The organism is Aquabacter sp. (genome assembly GCF_965279295.1).
Taxonomy (GTDB): Bacteria; Pseudomonadota; Alphaproteobacteria; order Rhizobiales; family Xanthobacteraceae; genus Aquabacter.
Genome location: NZ_CBDIHQ010000017.1, coordinates 664,951 through 690,753, shown reverse-complemented (window position 1 = coordinate 690,753; position 25,803 = coordinate 664,951). Strand labels below are relative to the sequence as shown.

Here is a 25,803-nt window from a genome sequence, read left to right as displayed (position 1 = left end):
TCCCTTCGGGTGCGCCAATCCTTTCAAAGACTTAGCTGGTTTTTAGGGATTGCTCGTAGGTTCAATTGAACCTTAAGCGCCCGTAGTCCCTTTTGTCAGGCGCTCTCCGCGCCCTCCCTCGCAAGCGGGAGGGGGAGCGACGCTTATGCAGCAGTGGCAAGTAAAAGAGGGCCACCGCGACGGCCCGCGGTCTCCCGCAAGCCGAGCGACATCAGGCCCTGTTGTCCGCTACCGCGCTGCGCACCTCGTGCTCGATGAGGTGCCAGATGCGGTCCACCAGCACGCCGAACTGCTCCTGGCGCTTCACCTCCAGCGCGCGCGGGCGCGGCAGCGGCACCGGAATCTCCTCCCGCACGCATCCGGGGCGGGCAGAGAACACAACGACGCGGTCGGAGAGGAAGACCGCCTCGTCGATCTGGTGGGTGATGAGCAGCACCGTGGTGCGGCTCTTCTGCCAGATGTTCAGCAGCTCGGTCTGCATGATTTCGCGGGTCTGGGCGTCGAGCGCCGCGAACGGTTCGTCCAGCAACAGGATTTTCGGGTTCACCGCCAGCGCGCGGGCGACGTTCACGCGCTGGCGCATGCCGCCGGAGAGCTGGTGGGGATAATGGTGCTCGAAGCCCGTCAATCCCGCCATGTCGATGAAGCGCTGCGCCGTGGCGTGCGCCTCGCGCTTGCGCGTGCCGCCGATGACGAGCCCATAGGCCACGTTCTCGATCACGGTTTTCCACGGCAGGAGCGCATCCTGCTGGAACACCATGGCGCGGTCGGCGCCGGGCCGGTCCACCGCCGCCCCGGACACTTTGACGACGCCCGAGGAGGCCGGCAGCAGCCCGTCGATGATGCGCAGCAGCGTCGACTTGCCCGAGCCGCTGGCCCCGACGATGGAGACGAACTCCCCCTCGCGGACTGTGAGGTTGATGTCCCGCAGCGCCTCGACGGACGGCTTGCCGGTGCGTTCGAAGACCTTGCTGATGCCTTCGATGGAAAGGGCGCTCGCGGTCATTCCTGCCTCCAGGGAGCAAGCCGGCGCTCCAGCCATTCGAAGAAGATGCTGCCGAGAAGACCGAGCGCGCCGAGGAGGATCACGTAGGCCAGCAGCGTCGCCGTGTCGAAGCTCTGCCCCGCGGCCAGGATCGCAAAGCCGAAGCCCGCGAACGAGCCGAAGAACTCGGCGATGATGATCGCGACCAGCGCCCGCGCCCATGCCACGCGGATGCCCGAGACAATGAAGGGCAGGGCGAACGGCAGCGTCACCGTGGTGAAGATCTGCCAGCGCGAGGCGTTGAACGAGCGCGCCGCCTCCACCAGGATCTTGTCGGTGGCCTTCAGGCCGGTCTCGGTCATCACCAGGATCGGGAAAATCGAGAAGATGGTCACGATCACGAACTTGGAGGCGAAGCCGAGGCCGAGCCAGGCGATGAACAGCGGCGCGAGCGCCACCAGCGGCACGGAGTTCAGCGCCGTGAGCATCGGCCCCGCCGTGAGAGCCAGGAACCGGCTCGACGCCAGCGCGAGGCCCAGCGCGATGCCGATCATCACCGAGATCGGGAACGCCGCCGCCACCGCGCTGATGGTAGCCAGCGCATTGGTCCACAGCGACCCATTGCCGGCTTCCTTGCCCAGCGCACGGAACACCTCCATGGGGGGCACCAGCAGGAGCTTGTTGGTGACAACCATGGTCGCCAAAAACTCCCAGATCAGGAGCACGAACCCAACGGAGATCACCATCCGAAGGGCGCCCGCTGCCCGCGAGCGCCCTTCGATGAACGCGTAAAAGGACTTAAGCGAAATCATTCCGCAGCGACCTTCTGGGCATGCCGCGCGGTGGAGACGGCCTGCTTGCCGTAGCCCTTATCGCCCACCACCTTGCCGTCGACATAGACGGTCTTGCCGCGCAGGATGGTGCGCTCGGTCTTGGCCTTGAAGGTCCGGCCCGCATAGGGGCTCCAGCCGATCAGCGACAGCACGTCCTCGTCGCGGACCTCGTATTCCTTCTCCAAATCCACCAGCACGAGATCGGCGTCGAAGCCGGGGCGGATTTCGCCCTTGCGGTCGAGACGGAACAGACGCGCCGGGCCGGTGGAGGTGGCTTCCACGACGCGCTCCAGCGGGATCTTTCCTTCCATGGCCGCTGTGAGGAACATGGAGAGATAGAACTGGGTGGAGGGCGTGCCGGTATGGGCCTTCCAGCCGTCGGTCCAGCCGATTTCCTTCTCTTCCTTCAGGTGCGGCGCGTGGTCGGTGGCGACGATGTCGATGGTGCCATCGTTGAGGCCCTGCCACAGGCCGGGCACGTTCTTCTCCGGCACCCAATAGGAGAGCGCATAGGAGCCGAGGCGCTGGATCGCGGCCCAGTCGCAGCCCAGGAACAGGGCCCAGGGGTTGATCTCGCACGTCACCTTCTGCCCCGCAGCCTTCGCCTCGCGGATCAGCTGGACGCTGCCGGCGGTCTGGGTGTGGAGGATGTGGAGGTGGCAGCCCGCCGCCTTCTGAAGGCGCAGGATGGTCGCGATCGCGGTTTCCCAGATCACCCCGTCATGCGCGGCATACGCCTTCGCATAGGCCAGGGCGTCACGTTCGCCGCGCTCCCAATATTTGTGCTCGATCACGTCCATAAGGGCCTGATCGTGGGGATGGATCATCAGCGGCACGTCCTGCGCCGCGCAGGCCTGCATGATTTCGAGGATCTTGCCGTGGTCGTGCACGCCGATGCCCGGCATGTGCGGGTAGGAGCGTCCGGTGTCCACCACCATGAAGAACTTGAAGGCGGCGATGCCGGTCTTCGCCATGCCGGGCACTTCGGAGATCACCGTCGGCGCCGGATTGAAGTTCCAGTCCACCACCGCGTCGCGCTCATAGATCGCGAACTGCTTCTCAAGCAGGTCCAGGCTGTTGGGCGGCGGCGTCACGTTCGGCATGGCGACCGAGGTGGTCACGCCGCCCGCCGCGCACTGGCACGTCGAGGTATAGATGGTGTCCTTGTACTCGAACCCCGGCTGCGATCCCTCGCGGTGATGCGAGTGCATATCGATGACGCCGGGGAGAACGGCGAGACCCTTGGCATCGATCACTTCGGCCGCTGCCGGCTCCTCGCCCACTTCGAAGATGCCGGCGATGCTGCCGTCCTTGATGCCGATCGAGCCTTCGAAGCGGCCATCCGCGGTGATGATCAAGCCGTTCTTGATGATGGTATCCACGCTAAACTCCTCAGGCGGCCGCTTCTGACGGCGATATTGATTGAACGGAACGCGAGCGGATCACGTCGAGGACTTCGACGATGTAGTCCCGCGACAAACCCTTGGTGATAAAGACGATCTGCGACGCGGCGAGGCCGTCGGGCCAGCGCGCCAGCTCCACCGGCGGGGAGAACAGGCGCTGCACGGCCTGCACGACGATCGGCTTGTCGCGCCCGACCACGGACAGGATGCCCTTCACCCGCAGCAGATCCTCGCCATGGGCGATCACCAGCGCATCGAGCCAGGCGGCGACATGCTCCCATTCCAGCGGCGCATCGAAGGTGAGGCAGAACGAGCCGATGTCCTGCTGATGACGGGCGGCATCGCCGTTAGGATCTGGCTGGGCCTCGAACCGATCGGCACGCAGCCAAGCCTTCACTTCGCTGGGGCGGGTGCGCGGGTCGGCCGGGTCCACGCCGTCCAGCAGGTTCGGCCCGGGCATGTCATCGAGCGATGAGACGTGCTGGCGGGCGCCCGGCGCGAGGTCGGCCAGGCGCGCGCGCAAGGCATCGAGCCCGCGTGGAGAGAGGTCTGTTTTGGTGAGGATGATTTCATCCGCCACCGCCACCTGCTTCTGCGCTTCGGTGTGGCGGTCGAGGGTGCCCATGCCCTGCACGGCATCGACGATGGTGACGATGCGGCCGAGGCGATAGGTGCGCGCCACCGGGAAGGTGATGAGGGCCTGGATCACCGGGCCGGGATCGGCGAGGCCGGTGGTTTCGATCAGCACCCGCGTGAACCGCCGGACCTCTCCCTTCGCGCGCTTCTCGGTGAGGTCGCGCAGGGTCTCCACGAGGTCGCCCTTCACCGTGCAGCACAGGCAGCCGGTGGACAGTTCGATGGTGTTGTCGCTGCTGGACGCGATCAGCGCATGGTCGATGCCGATCTCGCCGAATTCATTGACGATGACTGCGGTGTCGCTCAGCGCGGTGTCGCGGAGCCACGCATTCATCAGCGTGGTCTTGCCCGCCCCAAGGAAGCCGGTGAGCAGTGTCACCGGCGTCCGCATGTCGCTGAAGTGGGCCATGGGTCAGGCCTTTCTGTTGAGCGTGTCGCTCAGCCGCTCACTTTCCGGCGAGGAAGCTGGGATCGTAATAGCGGTTGAGCACGAAGGCCTGGGCCGGGGGCTCGCCGCCCACCGCCGCATCGATCTTGAACAGGTTCTCAAGCCCGGCTGCGGGCACCGAGAGGTCGGCCGGGATCGCCTTCTGCTCGTCGACGATGAAGGCATAGGAATCCACACAGACGTCGCGCGGCGTCTTGGTGTAGCTGGCGAGGACGTCGATGGCGGCGTCCTTGTTGGCGGGATCGGAGATGAAGGCCGCGGCCTCTTTCAGCGCCTGCGTCAGCGCCACGGCCGTCGGGCGGGTCGCGGGGGCGTTCGCCCAGGTCTTGTTGAGCACCAGGGGGGTCTGAACGTAGGGCTCGCGATAGACGTCGAGCAGCACCGCGCCTTCCTGGCCGGCCAGCGTATCGAACGGCGCGATCAGGAGCGCGCCGGCCACCTGGCCGTTGCCCATGGCGATGATGCGGTCGCGCGAATTGGCGATGGACACCATCTGCACGCCGGCCGGGTCCACGCCGGCCTGGAGCAGTTGGTACTTCAGGAGGTTTGCGGTCCCGCCCTTCACCGCTCCGGCGGTGAGCGGCTTGCCGGCGAGGTCCTTGATGGATTTCGTGCCCTTCGCGCCGTAGAGGCGCAGGATGGTCTTTTCCAGCATCGCGCCCGAGATCACCACCGGGGCGCCCTTATCCACCGCGCGCACCGCAAGGTCGCCCAGCGAAACGCCGGCGTCCGCGCTGCCGGATGCCACCGCCTGGAGCAGCGCCGGGCTGTCGGACGCGCGCAGTTCGCGCACATTGAGATTGCGCTTCTCGTAGAAGCCCTTCTGCTCGGCGATGGCGTGCAGCCATAGCAGCGCGCTCGGCGCCAGGACCGCGAGCTTGACCTCGGTCTTCGGGGCCTGCGCGGACGCGGACGCGAACGGGGCCGCCGCCAGCGCCAATGCGCACAACAAGGTGCTGATCCGTTTCATGGGGACTGTCTCCGGAAGAAGGGGAGAGGCGCATCTGCGTGCGCCTTTGCGAAAAAGATAAATCCTGTTCACCGGGCAGTTCAAGCAGTATTATCACCTATTGCGAATTTTGATATTTTCTCTCATTGAGACAATATATCAATAAGGGGAGGCGGGTTTGGCCAGTCGCGTGCTCAAGGTTCTGGGGCTGTTTCGAGATCGGCAGGGTCCCTGGACCGTGGAGGAGATCGCCCGCGAGACCGGCGTGTCGCAAAGCTCCGCCTATCGCGATGTGCAGGACCTCTATGGCGCGGGCTTTCTCGATCCGGTCATCGGCGCGGGCTACGTGCTGGGGCCCGCTTTCATCGAATACGACCGCCTCTTGCGGCAGGGCGACACGCTGATCCCGCTCGCGTCGCAGGCGCTGAAGACGCTACTGGACGAGACAACCCAGGAGGCCACCGCCATCCTCTGCCGGCGCTACCGGGACACGGTGATGTGCGTGCACCAGGAGCACGGCACGGCGCCGCATCCCATCACCACCTATGAGCGCGGGGTGGCTATGCCGTTGTTCGCCGGTGCCTCTTCCAAGGTGGTTCTGGCGCATCTCGACGACCGGGCGCTGAAGCGGGTCTATCTCGACAATGAGGACACCATCCGCGCCCGGCTGGGCCACGGCGACTGGAAGGCGTTCAAGGCCGAAGTGCGGGCCATTCGCAAGGCCGGCATCGTCGAAACCGTCTCCGAAGTCGCCCCCGGCCGCGCCGGCATCGCGGCGCCGGTGCTGGTGGACAAGCAGGTGATCGCCGGGGTCAGCCTGGTGCTGGGCGAGGACGCCCTGAAAGGCGAAGCGGCCCGCTTCCGCGATGCCGTGATCCGCGCCGGACGCACCATCTCGGCCGCCATCGCCCGCAGCGGAACCTGGGTCGCCCGCTAAGGCTTTCGCAGAGCCCTCATCGTCTTCATGCGTGAGCGAGAGGGCGGGCTTCAGACCCGGCAACGCGCCGCGCCGCCAATGGCTCCGCTGTTGCCAGCGTCCGCCAGCCGCACCCCGAAGGGCACCAGAAGCGCACGACGCTGATCACATCCGGAACTCACCCTCCCGGGGTCGACCGCGACGCCGGGGAGCCGGCATCAGCGGCGCCGTCCGCTCCCTTTCCTCATCCGTCAGATCCGACGGATCGCGCTTCGTTTTCCGGGCGATCCTGGCCATTCGGCCACGGTGCTCTGGTGTCCACATCCAGAGCTTGAATCATAATACGGGCGTCTCTTGAATCCTACGGCGTCCGAGTTTCAAAACAGACGCTTAGGCCGCCGCAGTATAAACATCGCTAATTACTGCTCTGGAAACGCAGCGATTGCTTCTTTCAGCCACTTGACGAAATGCTCTGTCTTGCGACGACCAGGGCGAGCTACCTTTACGACATACCGATAATCGCTATACAGGAATCCATAAGGCGCGATCAACCGACCGGATGCTACGTCTCCCGCGACCAGATGCCATGGCGCTATTGCGGCACCGAGGCCACTCAGAGCAGCCTCGATAGTGAGGTGATAGTGGTCAAAAATTCTGGTTGCGGAGGGCATATCCGGCTCATCCTGCCGCGTGAGGCGCGACCACTCATGCCAGATGAGAGGGCGTGTTCGAGTTTCCAGTCGAGGATAATTGACAGTATAAGCTCTGCGTCCATTCACATTTGCTTCAGCAACTGACGGCGCAACGATCACCCCCAATTTCTCCTGAAACAAGAGGGAGGCATTATCCGGTATTGGATCGCCTGGCGATAGAACCGATATATGAACATCGATCTGCGTGCGTGGGGGGCGATCATCAGTTGCAAGGCGCACATCATACTGCGGATACTTCGCGGCAAAATCGTAAAGGCGCGGAATAAGCCACCGCATGGCGAAAGTGCTGAGGCATGCCACATCCAGAATGTGGTCATCACCCTTCCCTACAATGCGGAGCGCGTCCTCTATCTGGTCGAACGCTGCAGTTAGTGCGAAGCCGAACACGCGGCCTTCCGCCGTCAGTTTCGGGCGATTGCGAGCACCCTCGAAAAGCTGCGTGCCGATGAATGCCTCAAGATGGCTGACATGCCGGCTGATCGCCCCATGGGTCACGGCGAGTTCCTCGGCGGCTGCCGTAAGCTGGCCATGGCGCGCAGCGGCTTCAAAGGCGCGGAGCGCTGCGACAGGTATGTTCTTGCGACTTCTCATGTGAGTTATAGTCACAATAAAGCTGCCAATATGTCAATATATTCAGTGGTTTGTACGTGATAAACGGCACCATCGTCAAAGACGCCGAGGTGGAACCATGCCATTTGTTAGAACCGCATTGCCCCAAGGAACTGAGCCCGCCCGCAAGATGAATATTGTACAAGGCATTCATGACGCTCTGGTCGAAAACATCGGGATGCCCAAGGACGAACTGTTCAACCTCGTGACCGAGTATCGGGAGGGAGAGTTCTTTTTTGACCGCGGTTTCAACGGAATCGCTCGTTCAAGTGAGTTGATCACCGTGGAGATCACCATGCGCAGAGGGAGAAGCGATGCCATGAAGCGCTCCCTCTATGCCGCGATTGCGAGGAACCTGGAGGCGAATGCAGCCGTGTCCCCCAAGGACATTTTCATTTTCATGCACGAAAATGACTATTCGGACTGGAGCGTTGGAAACGGCGTATTCGCCATGGCCCTCGCCCAGCAACGCGGCACAGACGGCTGATCCCAACCCTATTGCCTGACAATAGAAAGTTGTTTGTATTCCCGTGGCGATGGCTCGCTGACAACGCTGATCATGAAGAAACCCCGCTCGGCCGAGCGGGGTTTCTTGAGGTGCCCGGTCTCAGTCCGCTGCGGCGGCGGGACCAGATGAGATTATGGCCTTCGCCGCCCTCTCCCGTGGTGGTGCTCCCACTTTTTCAACAACATCGGTGCAACACAAGTCCTATCAAACGCCACCCAATTGCCCGACCCCTTGCATTGATCGATCAGCCAACCTTGGCGGACGTCGCCTTGGGGCGCCTGTCGAGACACGCCATCTTCCGTGCGGCAAACCACGCTGCCACGCCGGCCAGCACAACAATGCCTGCGAGCAGCGGCAGGGTGTGGCGGACCGCGATGACCATGTCGGTGCCGCTGGAAGAAAGCCATGTGCGTGGTGCCCCATCGGCGCTGTCCAGATTCAACGCCAGCATGGTCGCGCCGCCGGCAACGCCGAGACTGGTTCCCAACGCGCGCATGAGGTTGAGCAGCGAACCGGCGGGGCCCGACAAGGCCGGCGGTACAGCCGCAATCGCCACCTGATTGTTGGGGGCGATGAAGAGGCCGATGCCGGCGCCGAACAGTGCATAGGCCATGCCGTCGAAAAGACGGTGATCCTCGACCCGTCCGAGCGTGCAAAACAGCAGAGCAATCGCCATGAAGCTCAGCGTCATGCCCGCCAGACCGACCCAGCGCCCCCCTAGTCGCTCCTTCACCATGTTGCTGAACGGAGCGGTCAGCCCGATGGAGACTGGAATGATGGCCAGGTGCAGGCCGGCCGTACCGGGAGGCTCGCCGAAGCCGTGTCCCTGCGCGAAGGACATGAGAAAGAACATGCCGAACAGCAGCGCGTAGCCAAGCGTCACCCCGGCCGCAGCGCTGCAAAACGACCAGCTCCGGAACAGGGCAGGATCGATCAGCGGCGCGGCGAAGGTGCGCTCGCGCCGCACCAGCAGCCCGAGCAACAGGGCGGCCATGGCGAGGCTACCGAGCGTCGCGGGGGAGCCCAGCCCCCAGGTGGAGACATAGTTGAGCACAGTCACGGTCAGGATCAGAGCCGGCCCGATCAGCAGGGACCCACCCCAGTCGAAGGCGCGGTTCGGCTGCGTGTCGGTGCTACGAGGCAGGGCCAGCCAGCCAAGGACAACGGCCAGCGCGCCGAAAGGCACGGTGAGCCAGAAGATCCATTGCCATCCGAGCGTCGCGAGCAGAAGCCCGCCCAGTACCGGGCCCGCGCTCATGCCCACCGCCTGAGCCGCCGCAAACAAGCCAAGTGCCCGTCCTCGCTGCGCCGGCGAGACCGTTTTAACCAGGATCGAAATGCTGTTGGCGCCGAGGAGCGACCCGCCCACCCCCTGCAGAAAGCGGAAGATCACCAGTTGCTCAAAACTGGACGCAAAGCCGCACAGGGCGCTGGCGGCGATGAAGATAAGGTACCCGAAGATATACAGCGTCTTGCGGCCAAACATTTCGCACAGGCGGCCGCAGATCGGCAGAAAGGCAACGAAGGCCGCGAGATACGAAAGCGCGATCCAGCTCACATGCTGAAGCGACACATCGAACTGGTGCCCAAGAGTTGGCAAGGCGAGTTGGACGATCGTGGCGTCGAGTTGCCCGATAAATGCGCCCATAGAGACGAGGCCGACGACAAGCCAGATATGCCAGGACCGACGTTCAAGCCAGGCGAGTGGAGCGGGCTCTGTCATCAGCCGGGCCATGAGACGAGACATTCAGGTTCCGAATGACTGGGAGACGGCATCTGTGCCGGCCGATCACGTTCGATCCGGTCGGCAGGCCACTGTGGGGTCCGTCGGAGCATCCTGCGAGAATGATGCACGCGCCTGCATGGACTGAAGCAGAAAGGCCCGCCTCACCCGAGGGGGAGGCGGGGCCGCCGCCGCAGGGAAGCAATCAGCGTTTCGTCACATCGTTGCAGGTCGCGACGGCCGGCTTATCATTGACCTGCCGGGCGCCGGCCTGAAGATAACAATAGGAAAGCGTGGTGCCGGACAGGTCACCGAGAAAATAGCCGTCCGTGTCCGTCATCATCACCCTGTCGCCACCTTTTGAGAGGGTTCCGATGAAGGGTTCTGACGTCACCGCGCCGCCCGAGGCCGCGTCGCCGGCAATGACGCTCTCGCCCCAGAAGCGGCGGTCGTCCTGACCGACAATGCGGAGCGTGATGTCCCGCTGCGCCAGCAAAGGCTTTGCCCATGTGCCCTTGCTGTCCGGCCAGTGCGGGCCACCCACGCCGGCGACGATCGTATTGGTCTTGCCGACCCAATCACCTTTCATGTCGGGCGCCTGAGCGGAGGCGACAGAAATGGTCATGGCATTGCAGAGCAAAATCAAACTCAGCGTTTTCATCGTGTCGGTGCCTATTGTTCGTTCTTGAAATCGAACGGAGTTGTATCGCAACGACACATTGACGGGAATGACAAACCACATGGCCGCGTCGTCGCGAACCGCGCGGCACGATGCTGTGGGCGCCGATAGGGCCGTGCCGACCCTGACCGCCCAACTCCGGTCGCGCGCAACATCGGCGGCACCATCGAATTCGCTCGCCTGACCTAGGGCATGCCAACACCGATCGAACATTTGAGATCGCCGGAAGCCCCCGACACCGGCGTCACCAGTGTACGCAAAACTTGGATACCGCATTGGCAGCGGCGGCTAGGCGCCGAGAACCGCTGCGTGGTGCCAGCGACAGCCTTCTCAGAATATGGATAGGGATAGGCCCCGCCGCCAAGCGTGAGCCGCTCTATTGGTTCGGTCTGATTATCGCGGCCATTCTTTCTGACGTATTGGGCTTCATAGCCGGCACCACGATGTAAAATATTACTGTTTTAAATCCTGGATGAAACACCTTATTTGTGCGTGATCGCCGAGGTCTCCCATCAATACAACCCGCTTATTGAGATTAAAGCCGATAAGTGTGGGTGTAACGACGACGCCATCTTTAATCGCGCGCTTTGGATGCAAGAAGACGTCGATGATCTCCACCGTTGGCGGAGCAACGCCATCTCCCAGACTCTCCATTATCACTGATAAATTATGCTCAGCGCGGACCGAGTTTGGGGTCGCGCGCGCGACATATAGCCGAAGGCTAGGGGGCCTCGCTCCGCCGTTAGAAGTCGCGGACGCAGCGGCGGCAGAAGTGAGGGGGGCGGGTTCCACGCTATCGTCCGCCTGCATCTGGCGTCAAAAGCGGATCAAACGCCGGGTGGTCGTCGCCGACACGCCTCAGGTTCAGCCGCTGCCTTGCCGCGACCCGCCCACCTTCGAGGCGGCTTTTCTGTGCGGTCTTCGCCAGTTCGACCTCGCGCTGTTTCCAACCGAGTTCCAGCGTCGCCGCCTCCACCTCAGCACGGGCCTGCGACAATTCCCGCTCAAGATTGAGTGCCTGCCGTTCCGCCGCGATCTCCTCTGCGGCATGAAGGCGTTCAGCCTCCGCTTCCTTCTGTGACCGCGCGCTGCCCATGAGCACTTCGCCCTCCACCACATACACGTCGACAAGATCGATGCCCGATGAATTCAGCACCAACTCGCGGACCTGATTGGAATGACCGGTGCCGCGAGACTTGATGATGGTGAGGGCACGGTTTCGTTCGCCGTCCCGCGCCACATAGGACACATGCAGCCAAGTGTCCGCGATTGTTGAAACCTCACTGGCCGAAAGCTCGGCGTTGCCGCTGACGTGGTCCAGCAAGGAGGTGCAAACAACCGTGGTTCCTTGAGACTTCGCCATGTCGAGGAGATTCTCGCAGATCATTCCGGAGAACGGATAATCGGCCTTCATCAAGGCAGAAATCGGATCCACCACGAGACAATCCGGCCGCTCCACCTTCATCAGGTTTCGGATGTTGGTGAGATGCTCTTCCGGACTGCGCCCGGCAGACAGCAGAGAGGCAATGGTGAGGAGCCCGGATTTGAGATGCGGCGCCAGATCGATCCCTATGGATCGCATGTTCGCGACGATCTGCGAGACGCTCTCGTCAAAGCTAACCAGCAGCGCCCGTTCGCCGCGGGCGCAGGCCGTGGTCGCGAAACTCACGCCCAGGCTGGTCTTCGAGGTGCCCGGGGAGCCGGAAATCAACGTGCTGCTGCCGCGGATGTATCCACCGTTGAGAAGCGCATCCAGCCGCCCGACGCCGGTGGAGAGGCGGTCCTCAAAGGTGGGATAGCCGATGCGCGCGGCCTTGAAGGCGATGACGTCGATACCCGACTCTCCGATCACCACCGGCACGGGGTTGGCCGCGAAGCCGGACCCGCGATATTTCGCGATGCGGATTGTCCGGGACGACCCCGTGGCGGTGACGGTCTCCACCAGGATGACCGAGCAGTCCGTCATGTATTGCAGGAAGTCGGCGCGAGCCTGATCCCGGTCGCCGGTCCCGAAGCTCTTGACCGTCACGATCGCCGACACATCTGATCGTTGGATCCAGGCATCCAGACGGAGCAACTCCTGCCGCTCCAGCCGCTCGTCGCGCAAGCTGCTCAGCAGCATATCGATGCCGTCGAAAACGATGTTGCGCGCGCCGATCTCGTCCTTCAGCGCCGTCAGCCCGGCCAGCAGGCCCAGCAAATCGAATGCCCCCGCGACAACCGCATCTTCTGGGACGCGCGCGTCAATGAAATAAAAGCGATCCTCGTCCAGGGCTTCCGCCGGCCAGTCGAACGATGTGACATTGGCACGGATGCGGCCGACCGGCTCCTCGAAGGTGACAAAGATGCAGGGCTCGCCGAGGTGCGCGAGCCGATTGGCGAGAGTCTGTAAGGCGAAGACCGTCTTGCCCGCGCCGGGGGCGCCGATAATTGCCGTCAGCCGGCCGCGTGGAAGCCCGCCGCGGCTGATCTCGTCGAACCCCTCGATGCCGGTGATCACCTTGGGGATCGCCTGACTTCGGACCGTGGGCTGGGGATGGTCGCTGGATGCCAGGGCACTCATGCTGTCTCCGCTCCCAATTCTTCCCGCATTCCCAAGTCTTCCCTCATCCGCGTGTCTTCCCTCGTTTCCTCGCCTCTTTCCGCAGGGGGGTATTGCGCAGGCCCGCGCAACGGGAGGCGGAGTTTGTTGGCAAGCATCCAGGTAAAGTCCTCCGCGACGAGGGGCATGCTGAAGAAATAGCCCTGACCGATCGGGCAACCCTCTTGGTGGAGGAAATCGCGTTGCGGCTCGGTTTCGATGCCCTCGGCAACGAACCCTATTCCCATGCTACGCGCCAATGAGATGACAGCCCGGATGATCAAAGCATCTGCGGATTCCAGCACCAGCTTTCGGACGAAAACCTGATCAAGTTTGACCTTATCGACCGGAAAGTCGCGCAGATATCTGAACGACGCATGCCCGCTGCCGAAATCGTCGATGGTGATGGTGAAACCCATGCTGCGCAGAGCGTGAAGCGATGCCAGGATCGGTGGAGACGGCTCGATCAGAAGCCCCTCCGTCAGCTCGAGTTCAAAATCGCTGGCTCTCGCGCCGATGGCGTTCAACGCGTCCTCAACGGTGGCTGCGAACCCCGGCTCGATCAGTTGATTGCCCGATACGTTGATCGAAATGGGCGGAGGCGACAGCCCGGCGTCGTGCCACGCCTTGTGCTGCCGCAAGGCCTGCTCAAGCACCCACCGGCCCAGCGGCACGATCAACCCCTGCTTTTCCGCCATTGGAATGAACAGATCGGGCCGTTGCATCCCTAAGGTCGGATGCTTCCATCGGACCAAGGCCTCGGCGGCGACGACGCGGCCGGAGGCAAGATCGACGAGAGGCTGATAATGGAGTTCGAGCTGATCGCTCTCGATGGCATTTTTAAGCGAGCGGGCCAGGATGGCCTGATTTTGAAAGCGGTCGTCCCGCTCGGGTGTATACAGAACAAGAGACCCGCTGCCTTCCTGTTTCGCCAGGCGCAACGCAAGCTCAGCTTGCGCGTTCAGTTCGCTCGCAATGTCGGTGTCGGATGCGTCGTTGATCTCGCTGTAGGAATAGACGGTACCGCCTATGCAGGTGCTGATGGCGATGCTCTCGCCGTCGACCCCGATGGGGTGGCCCAGTATCTCGCCAGAAGACTGGGCAAGAAGAGAAAGCGCGTCGTTTCCCGTGCAGCCAGGGACCAATAGTGCGAATTCGTCTCCCGCGAGACGGGCAGAAATGCCGGCCACGGATTCGGCGATCGTGGCGAGCCTGTGCGCGGCTTCACGCAAAATCTCGTCTCCGGCGCGGGCGCCAAGTCTCGCGTTGAGTTCGTGGAAAGCGACGATATCGATATAGAGCACGCCGCACTGCCGGGAGGCGCCAACGCCGCCACAGAGTTGCATCGCAATCGCTTGCCGCCAGGTCTGCCGCGTCAGAAGGCCTGTCAGATGATCGCGCAAAGCAAGGTTAGCGATTTCGCTTTCCCATTTTTTTTCGGCGCTGAACTCGATAGCCAGGCCATCCCAAAAGACCTCACCGTTTGCCATTCGCCGAGGCGGCGCATCGCTGCGAAGCCAATGCACGGTACCGTCGGATGAAATGAGCCGGAACTCTTCCCGGAATATCGACATATTTGCCGCCGAACTTCGAATGGCGGCGAGTAACGCAGCGCGATCGTCGGGATGGACATGCTCATAGACCAAGCGCGAGACATCGGGCGCCTCGATACCAAGGAGCTTGCCGATCGACGGGCTGCAATAGACCAGTTCGACGGTGCCATCGGTCCGCATGACACGCCGATAGAGATAGCCGGGAATATGGTCGGCGATGCTTTCGAGGCGGATTTCCGCTTCGGCCTTTTCCTCCATCGCCACATGGACGGCGTCCGACCGGTGCTGGATACCTATGAAACCGGTCACTCGACCTGCCGCGTCCTTGATGGGATCAATGGTCAGATCGTTCCAGAACGGCGTCCCGTCCTTGCAATAGTTGAGTATTTCGCGCCGGATTCCTTCGCCAGCTTCAATCGCGAGACGGATTTCCGCTTTTGTCGCGGGGTTGGTATCCGGGCCCTGGAGGAAACGGCAGTTTCGTCCGACGATCTCCGCCATATCGTAGCCAAACAGAGCGCTGAAGGCTGCGTTCGCATATGTTATCGGATTATCCGATTGGGTCGCATCCGTCAGCAGAACGGGGCACGAGGTCGCTGCCAGCGCATTCCAACTCATATGGAGTGAGGGGTCTATCACGGTGCCGGTCGTGGGCAGGCGGTCTTGGCGGCTCCAAGCCGGGCGATATGGCAAGATCTATGCCTCGCGCTGCTCATGATAGTTGCCGCTCAAAATGTTGGAAAATAAGTGAAGTCCCAGGCCAGCGAGGTCATCGACCGACCATCAGTCGCCGGCTACCAAAAACCCCATCAGTGATAATAAATGCTAGGCGATTTATTTTAGCAACGCAAACTTCCTGCGAATGAAGAGCTGATTGGATCAGAAATCGCCGGCGACAGGAAAACTTTTTATGAATTCGAGAATGAGTTGAGATAGCATTTAGGTGAAATGGCGGAGTGACACAAACCAATGGACTCCAGTGAACCCGGGGCGGTTCACTTAGCTGGTTTTTAGGCAGTGCTCGTTGGTTCAATTGAACCTTCTCAGCCGCCCCAGGGCCAGCGCCTGTTCGAACCCTGCTATAAGCGAATCCAGGACGGGAACCGACAGTTCTCCCGACAGGACCTGGGCATGACCGGCAAGGGCGGCGCCTGCCACGATCACCACATCCGGCCCCTGAGCGGCGAGCACATGCCCCACCACCGCCCGCACCGCCTGCGTGCCCTGCTCCCGGCTGCCCGCCAGCGAAAGCGCCTCTCCAGGCACGACCGCGATGCCGGCACAGCGCGCGTCCAGGGCCAGTCGCCGCATCAGATCGCGCAGCATGGCCGGCCAGGCCGCACCCACCGTGACGATGGAAAACCGCGCGCCGAGCTGGAGGGCCGTGAGAATGGAGGCCTCCGCCATGCCGACGACAGGAAAACCCGCCACCTCCCGCAGTGATTCGATGCCCGGCTCGCCGAAGCAGGCGTAAAAGCACACGTCGAACGGCGCGCGCCCGGCAACCCTCTCCTGTTCCACTGCCGCCCGCATCGCTTCCAGCGATGCATGTGCGGCGACCGCGACCGTGGCGGGGGTGGCGATATAAGGCGCGCCGAAGGGCGCCGTCGCGCCAAGCACCTGCACATCCGGCGGGCAGCGGGCGCGTACCAATTCCACCATCCGCTCGGTGACGCTTGCAGTGATATTGCCGTTAAGAAGTAGGACTTTCAAGGACGCCCTTTCTCCATCCGCTACATCGGGGGCTTAGAGAAGCATGCGCAACGGCCCGCCGGAAGACCGCTTCACCCTCAGCGCAGATTAGATTGCATACAAAATGAGCAGTTAATAGAATTCGATGACGAAATACCGACGTTTCGTAGCGGACATTCCGTAGGGAAAATCAGCACAGACGGTGTGGGGAAGCGTGGCACGGCAGTTGCTAGACAACTTCGCCGTGCTCACAAGGGATGCCCCGAGATGCCGCTTCTCCCATTTTCGCTTCGCTCTGGATCGCGCATGAAGGCCGCCGCGCTGTTGCTTGCAACCTCCGCCGCCTTCGCCGCGCCGGCCCTCGCGCTTCCAGGCGCGGCCTTGGCCCAGAGCACCTTGCGTATCGGCATGACCGCTGCGGACATCCCCCGAACGCTCGGTCAACCCGACCAGGGCTTCGAGGGCAACCGCTTCACCGGCCTCACCATGTACGACCCGCTGGTGAATTGGGATCTGTCCTCCGCGACGAAGCCCAGCGTGCTCATTCCAGGCCTTGCCACCGAGTGGAAGGTGGACGACGCCGACAAGACCAAATGGACCTTCAAGCTGCGCCCCGGCGTCACCTTCCATGACGGCTCGCCGTTCACCGCAGATGCGGTGGTGTGGAACGTGGACAAGGTGCTGAACAAGGAGGCGCCTCAGTTCGACGCCAGCCAGGTGGGCGTCACCGCCTCGCGCATGCCCACGCTGGTCTCCGCTAAGAAGATCGACGATTTCACGGTCGAACTCACCACCAAGGAGCCGGACAGCTTCCTGCCCTACAATCTCACCAACCTATTCATGGCGAGCCCGGCCAAGTGGCAGGCGCTCTATGACAAGGCAGACGGCGCCGACGCAAAGGCCAAGGCTGCCGCCGCATGGACGGCCTTCGCCTCCGACGCCTCCGGCACCGGGCCTTGGAAGATGACCAAGCTCTCGCCGCGCGAGCGGCTTGAGCTGGCGAAGAACGATGGCTATTGGGACAAGGCGCGGGTCCCCAAAACCGACAAGATGGTCCTCCTGCCGATGCCAGAGGCCAACGCCCGCACCGCAGCCCTTCTCTCAGGGCAGGTGGATTGGATCGAGGCGCCCGCACCCGATGCGCTGCCGCAGATCAAATCGCGCGGCTTCCAACTGTATCAGAACGAGCAGCCGCACGTCTGGCCCTGGCAGTTCTCCCGCGTCGAAGGCTCGCCCTGGAACGACATCCGGGCACGCAAAGCAGCGAACCTCTGCGTGGACCGCGAAAGCATGAAGGATGGCCTGCTCGGCGGCCTCATGGTGCCAGCCACCGGCACGTTCGAGCCCGGCCATCCCTGGCGCGGCGATGTAAAATTCCAGATCAAATATGATCAGGCTGCAGGACAGAAGCTGATGAAGGAGGCCGGCTTTGGCCCCGACAAGAAGCTGAAGGTGAAGATCCAGACCTCGGCCTCCGGCTCCGGCCAGATGCTGCCGCTGCCGATGAACGAGTATCTCCAGCAGGCGCTGGGCGAGTGCTATTTTGACGTTCAGTTGGACGTTATCGAGTGGAACACGCTCTTCACCAACTGGCGACGCGGCGCGAAAGACCCCACCGCCAACGGCTCCAACGCAATCAACGTCACCTACGCAGCCATGGATCCGTTCTTCGCCATGGTGCGCTTTCTCCAGTCCGGCATGGCACCGCCGGTCTCAAACAACTGGGGCTTCAACAACAATCCGCAGTTCGATGAACTGGTGAAAAAGGCCCGTTCCACCTTCGATCCTGAAGCCCGCGACAAAGCGCTGGCCGAACTTCATGCAGCGTCCGTGGACGATGCCGCCTTCCTCTATGTCGCCCATGACGTCGGGCCGCGTGCCATGAGCCCGAAGGTGAAAGGCGTGATCCAGCCCAAGAGTTGGTTCATCGACTTCTCGCCCATCACCATCACGCCCTGAGCGTTACCGCGCGGGGCGCCCTGCCCCGCGCGTTCCCCTGTTTCAAGGTGGCCCGTGCTCGTCTACGTCGCCCGACGCATCGTCTATGTGATCCCGATCGTGATCTCGGTCGCTTTGGTGTGCTTCCTGCTGGTGCACATCACCCCCGGAGATCCTCTGGTGGCGGTGCTGCCGCCGGACGCCTCGCAGGAACTGGCCGCCCAGCTTCGGGCTGCCTATGGCTTCGACCGGCCGCTGCCTGTGCAATTCGGGCTGTGGATGTGGAAGGCGGTGCACGGCGATCTCGGGACCTCCATTGCCACCGGGCGTCCGGTGTTCACCGAGGTGATGCGGGCGGTGGGAAACACCTTCATCCTCGCTTGCACCGCCTCGCTCATCGGCTTCGTTCTGGGCGTCTTCTTCGGCCTGGTGGCCGGTTATTTCCGCAACACCTGGGTGGATAAGCTTGCCACATCTATCGCCGTTACCGGCGTCTCCGTGCCCCATTACTGGCTCGGCATGGTTCTGGTCATCATCTTCTCCGTGACGCTTAATTGGCTGCCGGCTGTGGGCGCCGGCCCTGGAGGCTGGGCATGGGACTGGGAGCATATTCGCTTCCTGATCCTACCCGCCGTCACCATGTCGGTGATCCCCATGGGCATCGTTACCCGCACCGTGCGGGCACTGACGGGCGACATCCTCTCGCAGGATTTCGTCGAAGCGCTGCGCTCCAAGGGCCTGCGGGAACGGCAGGTGTTCCGCCACATCGTAAAGAATGCCGCCCCCACGGCGGTGGCCGTGATGGGCCTGCAGCTCGGCTATCTCTTGGGCGGGTCGATCCTGATCGAGACAGTGTTCTCCTGGCCGGGCACCGGATTCCTGCTCAACTCTGCAATCTTCCAGCGCGACCTGCCGCTGCTGCAGGGCACGATCCTGGTGCTGGCGCTGTTCTTCGTCTTCCTCAATCTCATCGTGGACGTGGCCCAGGCGGCCATTGATCCGCGCATCAAGCGGAGCTGAGGCATGAGCGCTGTATCAGACGCCAGCCTCCAGGCGGCCCCCGTGCACAAGGCCCGCGGCTATTGGGCGACGGTGGGACGCCGCATTTCGCGAGATCCCGTCAGCATGGTGTGCGCGGCGATCCTGCTGCTGATCCTCCTTGCGGCAATCTTCGCGCCCTATCTCGGCCTGGCAAGCCCCTACCAGGGCTCCATGGTCCGCCGGCTGCGCCATATCGGTACCCCGGGCTACCTTCTCGGCAGTGATGAACTCGGCCGCGATATGCTCTCACGGCTGGTCTACGGCGGGCGCCTTTCGCTGCTCATCGGCATCCTGCCGGTGGTCCTCGCTTTCTGCATCGGCACCACGCTGGGGCTGGTGGCGGGGTATGTCGGCGGCTGGGTGAATACCATCATCATGCGCACCATCGACGTGTTCTACGCCTTTCCCTCAGTGCTGCTGGCCATCGCCATCTCGGGCGTCCTGGGCGCCGGCGTCGTAAATTCCATCGTATCGCTGACCATTGTCTTCATCCCGCAGATCACGCGCGTCGCGGAGAGTGTGACCACCGGCGTGCGCAATCTCGACTTCGTGGATGCCGCGCGCGCCTCGGGGGCGGGGCCGATCACCATCATGCGCGTGCACATGCTGGGCAACGTACTCGGCCCGATCTTCGTCTATTCGACGGGGCTCATCTCGGTCTCCATGATCCTGGCGGCCGGGCTCTCGTTTCTTGGTCTCGGGACAAAGCCGCCGGAGCCGGAGTGGGGCCTCATGCTGAACACCCTGCGCACGGCCATCTACGTCAATCCGGGCGTTGCGGCACTGCCCGGCGTGATGATCTTCGCCGTCTCCATCTGCTTCAATATGCTCAGCGACGGGCTGCGCAGTGCCATGGACATCCGCAATTGATGAGCCTTGAGCCGATCCCAGACCTCGGAGGCGCCGCCCAGCCTCTGCTGGACGTCAAAAACCTCACCAAACACTTCCCCATCGGCGGCGGTCTGTTTGCTGAGAAGAAGATCGTGCGGGCGGTGGACGATGTGTCCTTCGCCGTGGGCAAGGGCGAGACGGTGGGCATCGTGGGCGAAAGCGGCTGTGGCAAGTCCACCACCGCGCGACTGCTCATGCACCTGATGCCGCGCAATTCCGGCGACATCCTTTTTGACGGGCAGCTGGTGGGCGAAAACCTCAGTCTGCGCGAGCTTCGGCGCGGCATGCAGATGGTGTTTCAGGACAGCTATGCGTCGCTGAACCCGCGCCTCACCATCGAGGATTCCATCGCCTTCGGCCCGAAGGTGCACGGCATCGCGGACCAGGCCGCGCGTGATCTCGCCCGCGAACTGCTCAGCAAGGTCGGCCTGCGCCCCGAGGTGTTCGCAAACCGCTATCCCCACGAGGTCTCCGGCGGCCAGCGCCAGCGCGTCAATATCGCCCGCGCGCTCGCCCTCAAGCCGCGCCTCGTCATTCTGGACGAGGCCGTGTCCGCGCTGGACAAGTCAGTGGAGGCGCAGGTTCTCAACCTGCTCAGCGACCTGAAGCGCGACCTCGGCCTCACCTATCTCTTCATCAGCCACGACCTGAACGTGGTGCGCTACATCTCGGACCGCGTGCTGGTCATGTATCTCGGGCAGGTGGTGGAGTTGGGGCCGGTGGATGCGGTCTATGACGCGCCTGCCCACCCCTATACCCGCGCCCTGCTCGCGGCCATGCCGGCGATGGACCCGAGCAATCGCACCATGGTTCCGCCCATCTCAGGCGACCCGCCCAACCCCATCGACCCGCCCTCCGGCTGCCGCTTCCACACCCGCTGCCCTTTCGCAGAGCCGGTGTGCGCGCAGACTGCTCCGGCACTGTCACCGGTCTATGCCGCAGGGCACAGGGCGGCATGCTTCATGGTGATCCCGAACTCCGGCCACAGCCAGGCCCCGCAGATGGGGGCGGTGGCGTGAGAGGGCGCGCGCTGCTGAAAGAAACTCCGTGCCGTCATGCCCGGGCTTGTCCCGGGTATCCACGCCCATCCCTTAAGCACAATCCCAGCGGAGCCGCGTGGATGGCCGGGACAAGCCCGGCCATGACGGCATTCAAAACGCTCCGCCATTTTCGCAAAAAACGTCCCGTTTGCCTTGCCCATCCCCCGTCGGCGAGGACTGGCGTGCACCTCGCCGAAACTCGGGAGCATCGCCCATGACCACCGCCCCCACCCCTGAATCTGTGGCATCCACCGCGCGGACCGCCGGCCTGGACCTTACGCCCGAGAAGGGCGCGCGCATTGCCACCGCCATCGGCCCCGCCTTCACAGGGTTCGCGGCCATCTCCGGAACGCTGCCGCTCGACCTCGAACCCGCCACCTTCCAGGTCGTGCAAATGCGCGAGGTGCACAGGTGAGCGTGCCGACCAAAATCGACAACCCAGCCCTGTTGACACTTACTGAGGTCGCTGACGCGATCGCCACGCGCCGCGTGTCGTCCCGCGAAGTAACCCAGGCATGCCTTGCACGCATCGAGGCCGCCCAGCCGCGCCTCAACGCCTTCATTTCCATTGAGGCAGAAACGGCGCTGACAGCCGCTGACGCTGCCGATGCAGCGCTTGCGCGGGGCAAGAGCCGGGGTCCGCTCCACGGCGTACCGCTTGCGCACAAGGACATGTATTACGACACCGGCCATGTGGTGACGTGTGGCTCGGACATCCGCCGCCATTGGGTCGCCACAACCACGGCGACCGCGCTACAGCGCATCAAGGATGCCGGCACGGTGCGGCTCGGGTCGCTGCACATGGTGGAGTTTGCCTATGGCCCCACCGGCCACAACCCACATTTTGGCCCGGCCCGTAATGCCTGGAACCCGGAGCATGTGACGGGCGGCTCATCGTCCGGCTCGGGCACGGCCGTTGCGGCGCGCCTGACCTACGCCGCCTTGGGTTCGGATACCGGCGGCTCGATCCGCCTGCCGGCGCATTTCTGCGGCGTCTCGGGCCTGAAGACAACGGTCGGCCGCATCAGCCGCGCGGGCGCCATGCCGCTCTCCCAATCCCTCGACACAGTCGGGCCCCTCGCCCGCACAGTGGAGGATTGCGCCCTGCTTCTCGGCCTGATGGCCGGCCCAGACCCTGCCGATCCAACCGCCATTGGCGGAGCGGTGCCGGATTATCTTGCCGCCACCCGCCTCCCCCTCGCCGGGCGGGTTATCGGCATCCCCACGGCATTCTACGTTGACGACCTCGACCCCGATGTGGCCGAGGCCATGGATGCGGCGATGATCACGCTGGCGAGGGCCGGCGCGCGCATCGTTCCCGTCTCCCTCCCCGATCAGGCACGGCTTTCGGCGGCCTCCCAGATCGTGCTGGCCGCCGAGGCGGCGGCTCATCACGCCCAGTGGCTGAAGGAACGCCCCGACGATTATGGCGCTCAGGTGCGCGCCCGCCTGGAAAACGGCTTCGCCGTACCGGCGGTGAGCTATCTCGAAGCCATGCGCTGGCGTGGTCCCGCGCTGGCCGCGCATCTCGACGCGGTTGAGGGCATCGATGCCGTTCTGGCTCCTGGCGCGCCCATGCCCGCCCCGACCATCATCGAGAGCGACGTGGGCGGCGCGCCCGATGCGGAAGCCATGATCCAGCGCCTGACCCGCTTCACCCGGCCGGTGAACTATCTTGGTCTGCCCGCCGTCTCGATCCCGGCCGGCTTTACCACATCGGGTCTGCCGGTCGGCCTCCAACTCATCGGCCGCCCGTTCGAGGAAGCGATGATTCTGTCCATCGGCGCCGCGTTCCAGCGCGAAACCGACTTCCACGCTCGCATGCCGCAGGAGCCGTGATGGCGCAGCCCTCTCCCGCCCCCGACCTTTCGCCGTCGTCGCCCATGGTGGAGGTCAACAACCTCAACATCCGCTTCACCGGCGAACGCACCGTCCACGCGGTCAACGGCGTTTCGCTGGCACTAGGCCAGGGCGAGGTGCTGGGGCTGCTGGGGGAATCCGGCTCTGGCAAGAGCGTGACATTGCGCGCGCTCATGCGCCTGCTGCCGAAGAAGCGCACGGTTATATCAGGCACCGTGAAGGTGGCAGGACATGATGTGCTCGCCATGAACGATGCCGCGCTCTCTGATTTTCGCGGACGCACTGTCGCGATGATTTTCCAGGAGCCCGCGCTGGCGCTCGATCCGGTTTATACGATCGGACACCAGATCGCCGAATCCGTAATGCGCCACGAGGGCAAGAGCGCCGCAGAGTGCAAGGCGCGGGCGCTGGAAATGCTGGAGTTGGTGCGCATTCCCTCCGCGAAGCGCCGGCTCGATGCCTATCCCCACGAAATGTCCGGCGGCATGCGCCAGCGCGCCATGATCGCGCTGGCGCTGGCCTGCAAGCCGAAAGTACTTCTCGCGGACGAGCCGACCACCGCGCTCGATGCCACCGTGCAGATCCAGATCCTCCTGTTGTTGCGGGAGCTTCAGCGCGAGATGGGCATGTCGGTGATCTTCGTGACCCATGACATCGGGGTTGCCATCGAAATCTGCGACAAGGTCGCGGTGATGTATGCCGGGCAGATCGTCGAGAGCGGTTCGCTGTCGGATATTGTGCGCCGCGCGGTTCATCCCTATCCGCGCGGGCTGCTGGCATCTACGGTGCATGGCGCCAAGCGCGGAGCACGGCTCGAGACTATTCCCGGCACGCCTCCCTCGCTCGATAAGGCGCCGATCAATTGCTCGTTCGCGCCGCGCTGCGGCTTCGTCCAGCCGCGCTGCCTGGAAGCGCCGCCGCCCCGCGTCGAACTTTCGCAAGGACGGGTGGTCCGGTGCATCCTGGCCGAACAATCCGTGCCGGAGACTGCATGACCGCCTCGCTTCCCAATCTGCGTATCGACGCCGACCGCCTTTGGGACACCATCATGGAGACCGCCCGCTTTGGCGCGACCCCCAAGGGTGGCGTCCGGCGCCTCACGCTGTCGCCAGAGGACAAGCAGGTGCGCGACTGGTTTCGCGCGGCCTGCGAACAGGCCGGCCTGAGCGTGCGCGTTGATACTCTTGGCAACATGTTCGCCCTTCGGGCCGGACGCGACATGACAAAGGCGCCGCTCGGCTTCGGCTCACACCTTGATACCCAGCCCACCGGCGGCAAATTTGACGGCATTCTCGGCACGCTGGCCGCCCTGGAGGTGGTCCGCACGCTCAACGATGCGGGCATCGAGACCGAGACGTCGCTGTGCGTGTGCAATTGGACCAACGAAGAAGGCTCGCGCTTCGCACCCGCACTGATGGGTTCGCTGGCTCATGTGGGCGACTTCACCGTCGAGCAGATCCTCGCCCGGAAGGATGCAGAGGGCATCAGCGTCGGTGCGGCTCTGGACGCCATCGGCTATCGCGGCGACGCCCCCGTGGGCGCCCAGCCCCTCTCAGGCTTCGTCGAACTGCATATCGAGCAGGGACCGATCCTGGAGGCTGAGGGCGACACCATCGGTGTGGTGGAACATGGGCAGGGCATCATCTGGTATGATGGTCGCATTACCGGCTTTGAGAGCCACGCTGGCTCGACGCCCATGCGGCTACGGCGCGACGCGCTTGCGGCCCTCTCCGAACTCGTGCTCGCCATCGAAGGGCTTGCCGTCACACACGGCCCCAATGCGGTGGGTACCGTGGGCGAAGCGGTGATCGCCACGCCTTCGCGCAATGTGATCCCCGGCGAAATCGCCTTCTCCGCCGAATTCCGCAGCCCAGACGCCGAGATTCTGGAAACTCTGCACCAACATCTTCAGGAGGTCGTGGTGGAGATCGCGGCACGGCGCCGCGTCGATATCGCGCTCGATCTCAACTGGCGCAAGGCGCCGACCCATTTCGACGCGGCGATCATCTCGGCGGTGCGCGGTGCGGCGCAGGCGCTGGGCTTAAGCAACCGGACGATGGTCTCAGGCGCCGGGCACGATTCCTTCTCGCTAGCGCCCCATGTTCCCACTGCCATGATCTTCGTGCCCTGCAAGGATGGGGTCAGCCATAACGAACTGGAATCGACAGAAAAATCGGACTGCTCAGCCGGCGCCGACGTGCTGCTCCACACCGTGCTGTCGCTTGCCGGGGCATACGTGCGGTGAGCGGACGAATCATCGCCCGCCCCCTCACCGCAGCAGCATTCGCGCCGTATGGCGAAATATTGCGGCTGCCCGAAGCCGTGGGGCGACGCGACTATTTCGACACCGCGCTGGCGAACTTGCGCACGGCGGCCCACGCCAGCCTGTCCCTGGTCCTGGCAGCACACAGCCCTGAGGTCGCGGAAAGCACGGCCAATGCTGTTGAAGCCGGTATTGAGGACATTCAAAGCCTCGTTGAGGTCTCTCAATTCGAGCGCCACGCGTTTTCCTCGCAGAGCTTCATCCCCATGGCCGCGTGCCGCTGGGTGGTCGTCGTCGCACCCCACGCGCCCGCGGGCGGCCCGGATATGGCACGAGCCAGCGCCTTCCTGCCTGCCCCTGACTCGGGCGTGACGCTCCACGGCGATGTCTGGCATGCCCCGCTGACGGTGCTGGATGCGCCCGCGCCTTTCGCCATTCTGATGTGGCGCGACGGGGGATCGGGGGATGAGGAATTTGCGCCCATTACTCCCTTCTTCGTGGATGTAGGCACAACCTGCTGATCCCGCTTTGGAAGCACTTCC

The 25,803-nt window shown here is 63.6% G+C and carries 23 protein-coding genes and 1 pseudogene; 11 read left to right on the top strand and 13 right to left on the bottom strand.

From position 1 onward, the window contains the following. Positions 1 to 211 precede the first annotated feature (211 nt). The 5 genes from ADADO0_RS17770 to ADADO0_RS17750 form a co-directional block, all read right to left on the bottom strand. Entirely contained in the window at positions 212 to 1,006 is a 795-nt protein-coding gene (locus tag ADADO0_RS17770) for an ABC transporter ATP-binding protein (protein ID WP_511306521.1), read from the bottom strand. After that, entirely contained in the window at positions 1,003 to 1,731 is a 729-nt protein-coding gene (locus ADADO0_RS17765) for an ABC transporter permease (RefSeq protein ID WP_511306520.1), read from the bottom strand. Before ADADO0_RS17765 ends, ADADO0_RS17770 begins: the two co-directional genes overlap by 4 nt. A 62-nt stretch (positions 1,732 to 1,793) precedes the next feature. Beyond that, positions 1,794 to 3,200 (bottom strand): dihydroorotase, encoded by a 1,407-nt coding sequence (locus ADADO0_RS17760; protein ID WP_511306519.1) that lies wholly within the window; start codon positions 3,198 to 3,200, stop codon positions 1,794 to 1,796. A gap of 10 nt (positions 3,201 to 3,210) precedes the next feature. Further along, positions 3,211 to 4,266: a CobW family GTP-binding protein gene (locus ADADO0_RS17755; protein WP_511306518.1), complete on the bottom strand. Its 1,056-nt coding sequence runs from the start codon at positions 4,264 to 4,266 to the stop codon at positions 3,211 to 3,213. Between the two features lie 37 nt (positions 4,267 to 4,303). After that, a complete protein-coding gene (locus tag ADADO0_RS17750) occupies positions 4,304 to 5,275 on the bottom strand; it encodes an ABC transporter substrate-binding protein (RefSeq protein ID WP_511306517.1) in 972 nt (323 codons plus the stop codon). Positions 5,276 to 5,432: 157 nt separating this feature from the next. Between ADADO0_RS17750 and ADADO0_RS17745 the strand changes: the two genes are divergently transcribed. Continuing rightward, positions 5,433 to 6,191: an IclR family transcriptional regulator gene (locus ADADO0_RS17745; protein ID WP_511306516.1), complete on the top strand. Its 759-nt coding sequence runs from the start codon at positions 5,433 to 5,435 to the stop codon at positions 6,189 to 6,191. Between the two features lie 94 nt (positions 6,192 to 6,285). Here ADADO0_RS17745 and ADADO0_RS17740 read toward each other — a convergent pair. Together ADADO0_RS17740 and ADADO0_RS17735 are read right to left on the bottom strand one after the other, a co-directional pair. Continuing rightward, positions 6,286 to 6,494, bottom strand: a pseudogene (locus ADADO0_RS17740) (IS5/IS1182 family transposase); the annotation flags it as partial. A 95-nt stretch (positions 6,495 to 6,589) separates the two neighbouring features. Then, positions 6,590 to 7,474 (bottom strand): LysR family transcriptional regulator, encoded by an 885-nt coding sequence (locus ADADO0_RS17735; RefSeq protein ID WP_511306515.1) that lies wholly within the window; start codon positions 7,472 to 7,474, stop codon positions 6,590 to 6,592. 97 nt (positions 7,475 to 7,571) lie between these two features. On the opposite strand from ADADO0_RS17735, the gene ADADO0_RS17730 reads away from it, so the two are divergent. Beyond that, positions 7,572 to 7,979: a tautomerase family protein gene (locus ADADO0_RS17730; protein WP_511306514.1), complete on the top strand. Its 408-nt coding sequence runs from the start codon at positions 7,572 to 7,574 to the stop codon at positions 7,977 to 7,979. Positions 7,980 to 8,244: 265 nt separating this feature from the next. On the opposite strand, the gene ADADO0_RS17725 is transcribed toward ADADO0_RS17730, so the two are convergent. From ADADO0_RS17725 to ADADO0_RS17700, 6 genes are all read right to left on the bottom strand, one after another. Beyond that, positions 8,245 to 9,747, bottom strand: a complete 1,503-nt coding sequence (locus tag ADADO0_RS17725) for an MFS transporter (RefSeq protein WP_511306513.1) — start codon at positions 9,745 to 9,747, stop codon at positions 8,245 to 8,247. A gap of 181 nt (positions 9,748 to 9,928) precedes the next feature. Continuing rightward, positions 9,929 to 10,465, bottom strand: coding sequence for a hypothetical protein (locus ADADO0_RS17720; RefSeq protein ID WP_511304659.1), 537 nt, complete (start codon positions 10,463 to 10,465; stop codon positions 9,929 to 9,931). 390 nt (positions 10,466 to 10,855) lie between these two features. After that, entirely contained in the window at positions 10,856 to 11,212 is a 357-nt protein-coding gene (locus tag ADADO0_RS17715; RefSeq protein ID WP_511306512.1) for a circadian clock KaiB family protein, read from the bottom strand. After that, positions 11,196 to 12,965, bottom strand: a complete 1,770-nt coding sequence (kaiC, locus tag ADADO0_RS17710; RefSeq protein ID WP_511306511.1) for a circadian clock protein KaiC — start codon at positions 12,963 to 12,965, stop codon at positions 11,196 to 11,198. Before kaiC ends, ADADO0_RS17715 begins: the two co-directional genes overlap by 17 nt. Then, a complete protein-coding gene (locus ADADO0_RS17705) occupies positions 12,962 to 15,154 on the bottom strand; it encodes a putative bifunctional diguanylate cyclase/phosphodiesterase (protein ID WP_511306554.1) in 2,193 nt (730 codons plus the stop codon). Before ADADO0_RS17705 ends, kaiC begins: the two co-directional genes overlap by 4 nt. Positions 15,155 to 15,565: 411 nt before the next feature. Continuing rightward, entirely contained in the window at positions 15,566 to 16,249 is a 684-nt protein-coding gene (locus ADADO0_RS17700; RefSeq protein ID WP_511306510.1) for an aspartate/glutamate racemase family protein, read from the bottom strand. 285 nt (positions 16,250 to 16,534) lie between these two features. On the opposite strand from ADADO0_RS17700, the gene ADADO0_RS17695 reads away from it, so the two are divergent. The 9 genes from ADADO0_RS17695 to ADADO0_RS17655 all read left to right on the top strand — a co-directional run bounded on the left by ADADO0_RS17695 (position 16,535) and on the right by ADADO0_RS17655 (position 25,782). Continuing rightward, the gene (locus tag ADADO0_RS17695; protein ID WP_511306509.1) at positions 16,535 to 18,187 is read left to right on the top strand and encodes an ABC transporter substrate-binding protein; all 1,653 of its coding nucleotides are present in this window, start codon (positions 16,535 to 16,537) and stop codon (positions 18,185 to 18,187) included. Positions 18,188 to 18,241: 54 nt separating this feature from the next. Continuing rightward, positions 18,242 to 19,186, top strand: a complete 945-nt coding sequence (locus ADADO0_RS17690) for an ABC transporter permease (RefSeq protein ID WP_511306508.1) — start codon at positions 18,242 to 18,244, stop codon at positions 19,184 to 19,186. Between the two features lie 3 nt (positions 19,187 to 19,189). Next, positions 19,190 to 20,077, top strand: coding sequence for an ABC transporter permease (locus ADADO0_RS17685; protein ID WP_511306507.1), 888 nt, complete (start codon positions 19,190 to 19,192; stop codon positions 20,075 to 20,077). Continuing rightward, a complete protein-coding gene (locus ADADO0_RS17680; RefSeq protein ID WP_511306506.1) occupies positions 20,077 to 21,117 on the top strand; it encodes an ABC transporter ATP-binding protein in 1,041 nt (346 codons plus the stop codon). The genes ADADO0_RS17685 and ADADO0_RS17680 overlap by 1 nt, the downstream gene beginning before the upstream one ends. A gap of 235 nt (positions 21,118 to 21,352) precedes the next feature. Continuing rightward, on the top strand, positions 21,353 to 21,553 hold the full coding sequence (locus ADADO0_RS17675; protein WP_511306505.1) for a hypothetical protein: 201 nt from the start codon (positions 21,353 to 21,355) through the stop codon (positions 21,551 to 21,553). Beyond that, positions 21,550 to 22,977 (top strand): amidase, encoded by a 1,428-nt coding sequence (locus ADADO0_RS17670; protein WP_511306504.1) that lies wholly within the window; start codon positions 21,550 to 21,552, stop codon positions 22,975 to 22,977. The genes ADADO0_RS17675 and ADADO0_RS17670 overlap by 4 nt, the downstream gene beginning before the upstream one ends. Next, positions 22,977 to 23,993: an ABC transporter ATP-binding protein gene (locus tag ADADO0_RS17665; protein ID WP_511306503.1), complete on the top strand. Its 1,017-nt coding sequence runs from the start codon at positions 22,977 to 22,979 to the stop codon at positions 23,991 to 23,993. The genes ADADO0_RS17670 and ADADO0_RS17665 overlap by 1 nt, the downstream gene beginning before the upstream one ends. Beyond that, the gene (locus ADADO0_RS17660) at positions 23,990 to 25,243 is read left to right on the top strand and encodes a Zn-dependent hydrolase (protein ID WP_511306502.1); all 1,254 of its coding nucleotides are present in this window, start codon (positions 23,990 to 23,992) and stop codon (positions 25,241 to 25,243) included. Before ADADO0_RS17665 ends, ADADO0_RS17660 begins: the two co-directional genes overlap by 4 nt. Further along, positions 25,240 to 25,782 carry an ureidoglycolate lyase gene (locus tag ADADO0_RS17655; protein ID WP_511306501.1) on the top strand — a complete coding sequence of 181 codons (543 nt, stop codon included), beginning with the start codon at positions 25,240 to 25,242 and terminating at the stop codon, positions 25,780 to 25,782. The genes ADADO0_RS17660 and ADADO0_RS17655 overlap by 4 nt, the downstream gene beginning before the upstream one ends. Positions 25,783 to 25,803: the final 21 nt, after the last annotated feature.

Bases quoted from the DNA above. Each gene is read 5' to 3' on its own strand.
- ADADO0_RS17770 (WP_511306521.1), bottom strand. From the start codon at position 1,006: ATGACCGCGAGCGCCCTTTCCATCGAAGGCATCAGCAAGGTCTTCGAA.
- ADADO0_RS17765 (WP_511306520.1), bottom strand. From the start codon at position 1,731: ATGGTGATCTCCGTTGGGTTCGTGCTCCTGATCTGGGAGTTTTTGGCG.
- ADADO0_RS17755 (WP_511306518.1), bottom strand. From the start codon at position 4,266: ATGGCCCACTTCAGCGACATGCGGACGCCGGTGACACTGCTCACCGGC.
- ADADO0_RS17750 (WP_511306517.1), bottom strand. From the start codon at position 5,275: ATGAAACGGATCAGCACCTTGTTGTGCGCATTGGCGCTGGCGGCGGCC.
- ADADO0_RS17735 (WP_511306515.1), bottom strand. From the start codon at position 7,474: ATGAGAAGTCGCAAGAACATACCTGTCGCAGCGCTCCGCGCCTTTGAA.
- ADADO0_RS17730 (WP_511306514.1), top strand. From the start codon at position 7,572: ATGCCATTTGTTAGAACCGCATTGCCCCAAGGAACTGAGCCCGCCCGC.
- ADADO0_RS17725 (WP_511306513.1), bottom strand. From the start codon at position 9,747: ATGTCTCGTCTCATGGCCCGGCTGATGACAGAGCCCGCTCCACTCGCC.
- ADADO0_RS17720 (WP_511304659.1), bottom strand. From the start codon at position 10,465: ATGTGGTTTGTCATTCCCGTCAATGTGTCGTTGCGATACAACTCCGTT.
- ADADO0_RS17715 (WP_511306512.1), bottom strand. From the start codon at position 11,212: ATGCAGGCGGACGATAGCGTGGAACCCGCCCCCCTCACTTCTGCCGCC.
- kaiC (WP_511306511.1), bottom strand. From the start codon at position 12,965: ATGAGTGCCCTGGCATCCAGCGACCATCCCCAGCCCACGGTCCGAAGT.
- ADADO0_RS17705 (WP_511306554.1), bottom strand. From the start codon at position 15,154: ATGAGTTGGAATGCGCTGGCAGCGACCTCGTGCCCCGTTCTGCTGACG.
- ADADO0_RS17695 (WP_511306509.1), top strand. From the start codon at position 16,535: ATGAAGGCCGCCGCGCTGTTGCTTGCAACCTCCGCCGCCTTCGCCGCG.
- ADADO0_RS17685 (WP_511306507.1), top strand. From the start codon at position 19,190: ATGAGCGCTGTATCAGACGCCAGCCTCCAGGCGGCCCCCGTGCACAAG.
- ADADO0_RS17680 (WP_511306506.1), top strand. From the start codon at position 20,077: ATGAGCCTTGAGCCGATCCCAGACCTCGGAGGCGCCGCCCAGCCTCTG.
- ADADO0_RS17675 (WP_511306505.1), top strand. From the start codon at position 21,353: ATGACCACCGCCCCCACCCCTGAATCTGTGGCATCCACCGCGCGGACC.
- ADADO0_RS17665 (WP_511306503.1), top strand. From the start codon at position 22,977: ATGGCGCAGCCCTCTCCCGCCCCCGACCTTTCGCCGTCGTCGCCCATG.
- ADADO0_RS17660 (WP_511306502.1), top strand. From the start codon at position 23,990: ATGACCGCCTCGCTTCCCAATCTGCGTATCGACGCCGACCGCCTTTGG.